Genomic DNA, 9172 nt, shown 5'->3' on the forward strand with positions numbered 1-9172 from the left:
TCTACCCGGCCCGTTGCCGCGGACAAGCCCCCGCCAGGACGTCGCCGGCCTCGTGCGAACCGATCCATTTGTGCAGGTTCCTCAGAAGCCGTCGAAGCGTTTTGGCCGTCGAGCCCGGTACCCCGGGTGCGCCGAGGGCGCGCACCGACTCCTCACGGATCGAGGTCGCGGCAGACACGTCGTCTGCGGCCTTGGCCCGCTCGAAACGGGTCACCAGGTCGGCGGCCTGGGCGGCGTGGCCGGACGAGGGGTGCTCCGCTTGGCGGCCGGCCGGGACCCTGGCGTGCCCCCTGCCGGTGGCGTTTTGGGTCTCAGCGATGGGTGCGGGTGCGAGTCGGTCGGCGGTCTCGACCTTGGCAACATCTGCTGCTCCGGTGGCGCGGTCGGGTCGGGTGGGTCGACTTCCCGGTCCGGGGCTCGCGGAGGAAGCGACAGAACACCGGCAGGTCCTGCGCATGGGCGTCGATGCCATTCGTCGCCCAAGCTGCGGCGAGACGGCCTTGGCCTTTACAAAACGATTTTTCTGGAGCGTCAGCTGACCATCACTCCGAAGCACGGATGGCGGCGCGATCCAGCCGCAGGCCGGTGGCAGTCTCGGTCGTCGCCCGAATCAAGCAGCGCGACGGCCGAGGCATCAGAAGCCAGTCGTCCGACTTCCCGTCGGTGCTACAGGAGTTGGTCAAGGTCGAAGACGGCGGTCACCGGTGCGTGGTTGCTCCATCGATCGGCAGAGGAGGCGGGGCGTTCGATGTAGGCCTTGGTGCAGGTGTCCGCAAGGTTCTGACTGACCATCAGATAATCAATTCTCCACGCCGCGTCGTTGTCGACCAACGGGGTTGACTCGCCGGCCCCCAGGCAGCGGGCGGTACGGTGTCGGGCCCCCGGATCGGGGCCATGATGCTCCGGCACGACACGTTCATCCGGGACGAGCGGGTCACCCTGCCGGTCGCCGGGCACGAGGCCACCGCGACCACGCCGACCGGGCTGTTCCTCCACCCCCACCAGCGCCGCCTACAGCACCACCGTCCGCCCCGACGGCCCCGTTCCGGCGGTACTCACCCAGGGGTGGACGGGCGGCCCCGCCCCGGTCACATCCGCGAGCGTGACCGGGGCGGAGTCCCGCCGGTGGCGAGGGGTGAGCCTGCCGTTCCTCAGGACACGCTGAACCTCAGAAGGAGGCGGGGGCATGGCGCCGCGACCTCTCCCTCGGGAGGAGGGCCCCATGCCGCGAGTGCGGCGGAAACCCCCTGTGGGCCGGATTCCAGATAGCAGATCATGTTCACCGGGTACCGACTGTTGTCGAGCATGTAGCGGTCCATCGGTGTCGGCTCCTCGCTTATTCGCAGCCCTCGCTCTTCGGGTGGGCCGATCCGGTGCCAGTCGGGATGCAGATGGATGGAGCCCAGGATCTCGGCCCCGTCACGGTCCGCCTGCCGGTGAATACGAAGCAGATCCTGCGAGCTGCACCAGAATCCCCGGCGGGGGTTTCGGTAGGCGCTTCCGAAGCACGGCTCTATGGAGCTCGAGAACTCTTCGAGCGCCATCGGGTCGGTGGCACGGACGTTGGTCGCGAACTGGACCGAGGTGATGGCCGCGACACCGTCGTCGACGGTGCCGAGCAGGAGGGCGAAACAGGAGGGTGGTTCCTGCGGGGTACAGGCCTCGTATTCATCGCGCGCTACCGAGATGAACGACTTGACGGCGTCGAATCCGATCAGGGCGGTGTGGGGGGTGAGGGTCACGGCGGCTCCTCCTCCTTCAGCCGACATGCGCATGGTGGTCCGCCGCGGTGGTCCGTGAAGCGAGGTCCAGCGAGTGAACCTCGGCCGGGGAGAGTTCCAGGGTCGCTCCCGGGGTCAGTTCGGCGAGCTGCTCGGGCGTCCTGCTGCTGGCGAGCGGAGCGACGACATGGGGCTGCGCCCTCAGCCAGGCCAGGGCCACCGCGGCGGGGGCGGTGTCGTGCTCGGAGGCGATCGTGTCCAGCGTCCGGAGCACCGTGCGGCCGCGGGGCGTTTCGCCGTACGGTCGTGCCGCGTCGCTGCGGACGCTGGGAACGGCGGGTGCGCCTTCGCGGTACTTGCCCGTCAGGAAGCCCTGCGCCAGGGCGAAGTACGGGACGCAGGAGACGCCCTCGCGCTCGCAGACCGGGGCGATCCCGCTCTCGAAGGGCTCGCGCTCCATGAGGTTGTAGGGAGGCTGGACCGCCACGTACGAGGCGAGCCCCGAACGCTTCGAAACCTCAAGGGATTCAGCCAGCCTGGGGCCGCTGATGTTCGAGGCGCCGATATGGCGCACCTTCCCTGCCACGATCAGTGTGTCGAGTGCGGCGAGGGTCTCTTCGAGGGGAGTTTCCGGGTCGTCCGCGTGCGTGTAGTAGAGGTCGATATGATCCGTCCGCAGACGGCGCAGGGATTCCTCCACGGCCTGGTGAACGACCTTCGCCGTGAGCCCGGACAGTCCGTTCAGTCGGCCTACCTTGGTGGCGATGACGAAACGGTCCCGCTGACCGCGCGCGGCCAGCCAGTTGCCGAGGATGGACTCGGACTCCCCGCCGGTGTTTCCGGGGGCCCACTGGGAATAGGAGTCGGCGGTGTCGATGAAGTTCCCGCCCGCGGCGGCGTAGGCGTCGAGGACGCGGAAGGATGTCCGCTCGTCGACGGTCCATCCGAAGACGCTGCCGCCGAGGCAGAGTGGAAAGACGTCGAGCTCGGAGTCTGCGATGGTAACCAATGGACGCCTTCTGGGTTCTTACCGGTTTCGGTGGTCGGTTCCGGTGCGGAGGGTGGGGCGCAGGGGGGCGCGACTCGGCGCACCCCCCACCTGAGGGGTCGGCTGACGCCCCCGACAGCAATGTCCAATGAATAGCGTGCACTTGATATTCAGTCAGTGTGGAAACCGATACTACCTTCTGGTCCGATGCCATGCCGAGGCGTCGGCTGGATTCCGTCGTGGTCGGGGTGTGCGCCTGCGCCGTCGTTCTGCGCTCGAACAGCTCGACGGCGAGGCCGCCCCCGGTGGTTACCGGGCCGAGGCGGGTCGCGGCCGGGTCGTGGGTCGCAGGCCGTAGGCGCGGGTGGTCCGCGCGTCCACCGCCCTGGTGTGCATGGCCTTCGCATGCCGCGAGGCTGGATCGCCTTCCTGCCAAGGGAGTTCGGGCGAAGGGCGCGGGGTCGGACCAGCGACCGGCATGGGTGGCGGCGCGCTCGACACAGGCCTCCACCGACTTCGCGGCGGAGTGATCGCTTCCGGGGCGCAGGTGAAGGCTACCGAGAGCCCCTTTCGAAGATCCACGTCGTCGAAGTCCTCAAAGGAACCCTCCCGGCATCCTCACCTCCGTCGCCGAGAGCAGGGCCGTGCTCCGTCCAGGGCGCCGCTCCCCTGTCGGGATGGTGGAGGCGTCGCCCCGCAGGATTTCCCGGGTCGTGATCCTCCCTGCGAAGCCGAGGACACCGACGACCCTCCCTCGCTGGACCCCGCCCGGTGAGCGCCGCGGCGTCGTACCTCGGAGCCCAGACGGGCGGGACCGGCGCCAAGGTGTTCACCGGGCGTAGTCGACCTCGGGGAAGTCGGGGGAGGGACCGTCGAGCAGCCGCCCCTGGTCGCGGAGGTGGAGGTCGAAGAAGGCTCGCGGGTAGGCGCGTTGGAACGCCTGTGCCCGGTGCCCGGGAATCGTCCCGACCTCGTCCTCCAGGTCGGGCGGTGACATGCCCAGGAGAGGGGCGATCAGCGGCAGGATCAGCTCGTCGTCGCCGAACGACTGGTGCGCGGCTCCCCGTACGGTCAGGTGCAGGCGCCAGCCGCGCAGACGCGACCAGAACGCGCGCAGGGCGGGGTTGTTCTCCATGCTGCCCTTGCCCGGGGTGTCCACGACCAGGAACGGACGGTCGAGCCCGGCGGCTACCACCGGGCCGGCCGCGCCCCCGTCCAGGCTCATGCCCGCCGTGATCCGTCCGTCGGTGAGCATCGTCGCGGCGGTGGTGGCGCCGCCCAGGGAGTGGCCGAGCATCCCGACGCGCCGCAGGTCGGGCGCCCCGCGCAGGCCGGGGGGCAGCGGGGTGCGGCAGACGCCGGGGTGGCCGCCCGCGCGGAGGACGGCGAGCCGGTCCAGGACGAAGCGGATGTCGGCGGTACGGACCGCGAGGGCCTTGGCGTAGTCGCTGATCCCGCCCGGCGGATTCGTCTCGACGCGTCCGCCGGGGAAGGCGACCGCCGCCGCGTCGTAGGTGTGGTCGACGGTGACCACCAGAAAGCCGTGACTGGCGAGATCCTCGACGACGCCGGTGCCGAACGACCGTGACGCGTTGGCGCCGGGAGAGTAGAGCACGACGGGCAGGGGGCCTGGTGGGCCGCCGACGGGAGCGCCCTCGTGGCCGTGGGTGCCTCCCAGTCGTACCCGGCCGGGAGGCAGGCCGACGAGGGCCAGGTACCGGTCGGCCGCCGCCGGAGGCATCCAGGGAACGGTGGGGCAGGCCGCGCGGCCGCGGGCGGGGTACCAGATGCTGATCATCAGCTCACGGCAGGGGCGGGAGGGCACCCAGGGGTCCGGCCGCGCGGTGTCGGCCAGGTGCAGCGCGATCGTACCCAGCGGGTACGGTCCGTTCGGGGCGGGCAGCTGGAACCGCACGGGTTCCTCCTGCCCCGGTCGCGCGGCGGCCACCGGCGCGAGCGGACCCGGGATCATGGCGGCGGCCAGTCCGGCGCACGAGGACAGCAGTGTTCTCCGATTCATGGCTCCACTGTTCCGTCCGATGAGCCCGGCGGCTTCGCCCCCGGGGAGTAACCCGGTGTCAGCCCAGGAGGGTACGACGGGCATCGGCCGCGCGGATGACTCAGCCCGCGGGATGACGTCCTCCGGGCTGACGGGCCCCGGGCCCCGTTTGGATAGCGTGGCCGGCATGGGCGACGGGGAGTCACGGCCGCTGGTGGCCAGACGTCTGCGGGACGGACAGTGGCACGGCGTGGACACGGTCGCGGTCGTGCTCCTCGCCCTGGCGTTCGGCGCGAGCGAGACGCGCAGCGGTGGCTGGGGCGCGGGAGCCGTGGCGGCGGTGGTCTGGCTGCCGGTCGCGGTACGGCGTAGACGGCCCGTCCGGGTTCTGTACATGGTCCTGGCCGGAGCGGTCTTCGCCATGGCGTTCACCGGATGGGAGGAGTCCTGGGTCCCGGTCGGGGCCGCCCTGTACACGGTGGCGGCGCGGGAACCGGGGCGCCGGTCCGCGACGGCGCTCGGCTGCTCGCTGGGCGCCGTCGCGGCGGCCATGGCCCTCGTACCGCGACCGGTCCCGGCCTCCGGGGTCGCGTGGGGCGTCGTCTTCGCGTCTTTGATGATGACCCTGCCCTGGCTGGTGGGCACCGCGCTGAGAGAGCAGCGGTCGTACGCGGAACTCGCCGCCCGGCAGGCCGTGACGGACGAGCGCCTGCGGATCGCCCGCGAACTCCACGACGTGGTGGCCCATCATCTGACTGTCATCGCGGTACGGGCCGAGGTGGCCCGTGCGGTGGCCTCCACCAACCCGCAGGAGGCCGAGCGGACCCTCGCACTGGTCGGGACGGCGGGCCGGACGGCGCTCACCGAGATGCGCCGCATGCTCGGCGTTCTGCGATCACCCGGTGACGGAGCCGAGTTGGGGTCCGCCTCCGGTCTGGCGGACCTTCCCGCGCTCGCGGCCGGCGCGGGCCCGCGCGTGGAGCTGTCCGTCGACCCGGATCCACCGCTCCCCCCGGGTGTGGAACTGGCGGTCTACCGGATCGTTCAGGAAGCCCTCACCAATGTCGTCAGGCACGCGGGATCGGCGGACTGCCGGGTGAAGCTGTCCCGGATGGGTCCCGAGGCGGTCGAGATCGAGGTCGTCAACGACGCGCCGTCCCGGCTCCCGTCCCGGCGTCCTGGCGGCGGGCACGGACTCATCGGGATGCGGGAGCGGGCGGCCATGTGCGGCGGGACCCTCTCCGCCGGCCCCCTGGCGACGGGCGGATTCCGGGTGCATGCGCGGCTGCCCTGCGGATCGGAGGCAGCACGGTGAACCGGCCGGTCCAGGTTCTGATCGCCGATGACCAGGCGCTGTTGCGGGCGGGCTTCCGCCTGCTCATCGAGAGCGTGCCGGACCTCACCGTCGCGGGCGAGGCCGTCAGCGGCGAGCAGGCCGTCGAACTCGCCCTGCGGCTGCGGCCCGACGTCGTGTTGATGGACATCCGGATGCCGGGCATGGACGGTCTGGAGGCCACCCGGCGCATCTGCGCGGACCCGGACGCCGTCGGCACCCGTGTGCTGGTCCTCACCACGTTCGACCTGGACGAGTACGTGTACGCGGCACTCCGCGGCGGAGCCAGCGGATTCATCCTGAAGGACATCCTCCCCGCCGACCTGCTGACAGCCCTGCGGGTGGTCGCCTCCGGCGACGCCCTGCTCGCGCCCGCGGTCACCCGCCGTCTGATCCGCGAGTTCGCCGGACGCCACGAGCCGCGCCCGCGACTCGCCCGGGAGCTAGCGGGCGTGACCCCACGGGAACGGGAAGTCCTCCGATTGGTGGCCCGGGGACTGCCCAACCACGTGATCGCCGAGCATCTGGGGCTGAGCATCGCGACCGTCAAGACACACGTCCGGCGGCTGCTGGCCAAGCTCCACGCCCATGACCGGGCCCAGATGGTCGTCATCGCCTATGAGACAGGCATGGTCACCGCAGGTGGGAACCTCCCGTCCACAGGCTGACGCCTCACCGGCTGGGATGGTGGACCTGAAGGGGACTTCCCCGGTGGTGCGTAGACTCCGTGCACGGCTTCCGCGACTTCGACGACCGCAACCCGCTGGGCTTCGTCGACGGCACCGAGAACCCGGAGGGCGGGGCGGCGACTGGGGGCAGCTCACCGGCCGCCGGGCCGAAGCCCGTGCCACCGGACGCGGCGCGCACCGCCCCGTACCGCTGGGCTGTGGCTGCCCACCGGGGGTGGCAGCGTCACCACCACCGCTCCTGGCACCGCAGTCACCGGGGAGCGGCAGGACGTTGTTGCCGCTTCCGGGTAGCGGCAGAACAGGAACCCGTCCGCACCGCCGGCCTGCGGCTGCCGGGTGGCCCACCACCGTTGCGTCGGCGGACAGGGCTGGTGCGACGCCGGTGCCGGGGCCCGCCCGGCCGGACTGCGGCCGGGCGGGTGCGTAGCCGGCGGGCTGGGGTCAGCGCGCGAGGACGAAGCCCTCGAAACCTTCGTCGACGAACGCCGCCGGCTCGCCGCCCTCCCACAACGCCCCTCCGCCTGGGTGGAAGTCGAGACCGGCCAGACCTTCGCGGATGCCTGGGCCCAGGCCGACCAGGAACACCGTCGCCAACTCCTCCTCGGCCTCAAGGCCCGCCTCTACATGACACCCACCATCGAAGGCTGGTACCTGCCCGCCGAAATCGAAGCACGAGTATCGAAGCTGGACCGCGCTGGAAGGTCGGCGTAGATCGCGAAGCGGACGAGCAACTGGCGGCCGTCATCGACAGATTCGACGGGCCGCTTCCGTGCGGGGGAGCGGCTACGGCGCTAGCCTCTACCGTCGGCTGCTGGTAGCACCGCCGTGGATGCCCTCGACCACGAGTGGGCCACCCTGACACTCCGAAGTGGCCACCCTGCGGGCCACCGGATTGGCTGCCTCCGATGCCGTCGACCACGGCCTCGGCTACAGCTCTCCCCAACAAGCCGAAGATAAGCGATGAGTTGGTCGAGCGTCGGGCACTGTAGTCATCGAGGAGTTGGCCACGATCAAGCCCGGATCTGCCGAACCATCCAACCGAGGAGTCCTGGGCTGGCAGGATGGCCGGACCGGTAGTTGACGCCGGTGCTGGACGAGGAGCATGTGTGGGACCGCATGTGATCAACGATCGCTTCCTGCTGGTGGGAGACAGCGCGCGCAGCGGCGGTCTGTCGAAGGTGCGAAAGGCCGTCGACACGGCAAATAGCGACAGTGACAGGCAGTTCGCGGCGATCAAGTTACTCAAGCGGCGCGACGACGAAATCATCAAGGTCTTCCTGGAACGGGAGACCGCCGCACTCAAAGCTGTCGAGCACCCTCATATCGTGCGGATGCTGGAGTCGGGCTGGGACCCGGTTCTGGAGCGGTACTACATCGCCCTGGAGTGGGTGGAGCGCAGCCTGAAGGACGATCTACAGGCTCGTCGGCTGGGACGCCTACTTCGAGAAGATCGTGTCACCACCTTGTAACAGTCAGCGATGATCAAGGAGCGGCACAGGATCGGGCCCACCGGCCGGGACCGCGCGGCGAAACCCCGGACGGGCATCGCTCCGGGTGAGAGGTTCACCTGTTCGGCTCAGCGAGGATGACGGCCAGGAGACGGCGCCCGGAGACCCTCCTACCGTTGGACCCCGGGAGGCTGCATCCCGCGGAGCCCGGCCGAGGACCTCTCGCCCGTCGGCCACCGCTCACGCCGAACCCGGCAGTCGACTTCCACCGTGACCACGCAGGGTCCGGGTCGAAGGAGATGAAGGACATGAACACCACACGCACCGCCCGCACGCCCGCGACACCCGCACTGAACGGGTGCCGGACATCACGCCACCGCCGTCGGGCACGGATCGGGCTCGCCGCGACCGCCACGGCCCTGTCGCTGTTGCCGATCGCCCCGTCCACCGCCAGCGCGGCACCCCATCTCCCGCTCACACAGATCGTGCGGGAGGCCAAGGTGAAGGCGCAGCAGGAGCACCCCGGCTCGCAGTTCTACGACGCGGACGCCGTCCTGCTGACACCCACGACCAACCCCAATGACGTCCAGGCCTGGTGGATCCGCTTCCGGGCCAAGGGCTCGGAGCCGTCCTTCGAGTACAAGTACTCGACCACCGGTCAGTACCAGAGCACGCAGCCGTGGAGCGTCCCGATCGGGATCCAGGCCATCTCCCCGTTCACCATGACGGAGGTCCAGGCCCACGATCTGGCCGTCAAGGCCGGGCACACCGGCGCGTTCAAGCCCCTGTACCTCAATGAGCCCGTCGTGCAGAACCCGCATCCCACCTACTACTTCTGCATTCCCAGCGAGGGCAGGACGGTGGCGGTGGACACCGTGACGGGCCACGTCACCACGCCGTGGTCGTGCTAGTGACCACGGTGTGAGCCCTGTTCGGTGGCCGTCACCCAGCGGGGGTGACGGCCATCGGCGGCTGGCGACCCTTGCCCTCCGCC

At 70.4% G+C, this 9172-nt stretch carries 9 protein-coding genes; 5 read left to right on the top strand and 4 right to left on the bottom strand.

Annotated features, from left to right (window positions below):
* Nucleotides 1-666: 666 nt before the first annotated feature.
* The 4 genes from ACFVHI_RS13420 to ACFVHI_RS13435 all read right to left on the bottom strand — a co-directional run bounded on the left by ACFVHI_RS13420 (nucleotide 667) and on the right by ACFVHI_RS13435 (nucleotide 4729).
* Entirely contained in the window at nucleotides 667-831 is a 165-nt protein-coding gene (locus tag ACFVHI_RS13420) for a hypothetical protein (protein ID WP_380338757.1), read from the bottom strand.
* 320 nt (nucleotides 832-1151) lie between these two features.
* Nucleotides 1152-1742 (bottom strand): hypothetical protein, encoded by a 591-nt coding sequence (locus ACFVHI_RS13425; protein ID WP_380338760.1) that lies wholly within the window; start codon nucleotides 1740-1742, stop codon nucleotides 1152-1154.
* A 16-nt stretch (nucleotides 1743-1758) separates the two neighbouring features.
* On the bottom strand, nucleotides 1759-2730 hold the full coding sequence (locus tag ACFVHI_RS13430) for an aldo/keto reductase (protein WP_063346282.1): 972 nt from the start codon (nucleotides 2728-2730) through the stop codon (nucleotides 1759-1761).
* A gap of 808 nt (nucleotides 2731-3538) precedes the next feature.
* On the bottom strand, nucleotides 3539-4729 hold the full coding sequence (locus ACFVHI_RS13435) for an alpha/beta hydrolase family protein (protein WP_380338763.1): 1191 nt from the start codon (nucleotides 4727-4729) through the stop codon (nucleotides 3539-3541).
* A gap of 166 nt (nucleotides 4730-4895) precedes the next feature.
* Between ACFVHI_RS13435 and ACFVHI_RS13440 the strand changes: the two genes are divergently transcribed.
* The 5 genes from ACFVHI_RS13440 (at nucleotide 4896) to ACFVHI_RS13460 (ending at nucleotide 9089) form a co-directional block, all read left to right on the top strand.
* A complete protein-coding gene (locus tag ACFVHI_RS13440) occupies nucleotides 4896-6023 on the top strand; it encodes a sensor histidine kinase (protein WP_380338764.1) in 1128 nt (375 codons plus the stop codon).
* Nucleotides 6020-6709 (top strand): response regulator transcription factor, encoded by a 690-nt coding sequence (locus ACFVHI_RS13445; RefSeq protein WP_363376532.1) that lies wholly within the window; start codon nucleotides 6020-6022, stop codon nucleotides 6707-6709. Before ACFVHI_RS13440 ends, ACFVHI_RS13445 begins: the two co-directional genes overlap by 4 nt.
* Before the next feature lie 357 nt (nucleotides 6710-7066).
* Nucleotides 7067-7441, top strand: a complete 375-nt coding sequence (locus ACFVHI_RS13450; RefSeq protein ID WP_380338766.1) for a hypothetical protein — start codon at nucleotides 7067-7069, stop codon at nucleotides 7439-7441.
* Nucleotides 7442-7848: 407 nt separating this feature from the next.
* The gene (locus tag ACFVHI_RS13455) at nucleotides 7849-8199 is read left to right on the top strand and encodes a hypothetical protein (protein WP_380338769.1); all 351 of its coding nucleotides are present in this window, start codon (nucleotides 7849-7851) and stop codon (nucleotides 8197-8199) included.
* A 287-nt stretch (nucleotides 8200-8486) separates the two neighbouring features.
* Complete coding sequence (locus tag ACFVHI_RS13460) at nucleotides 8487-9089, top strand: hypothetical protein (protein ID WP_159398335.1); 603 nt, start codon at nucleotides 8487-8489, stop codon at nucleotides 9087-9089.
* The last annotated feature ends 83 nt before the right edge of the window (nucleotides 9090-9172 follow it).

Origin of the sequence: Kitasatospora sp. NPDC127121 (assembly GCF_042677305.1) — a bacterium.
In the GTDB taxonomy this organism is placed as follows: domain Bacteria; phylum Actinomycetota; class Actinomycetes; order Streptomycetales; family Streptomycetaceae; genus Kitasatospora.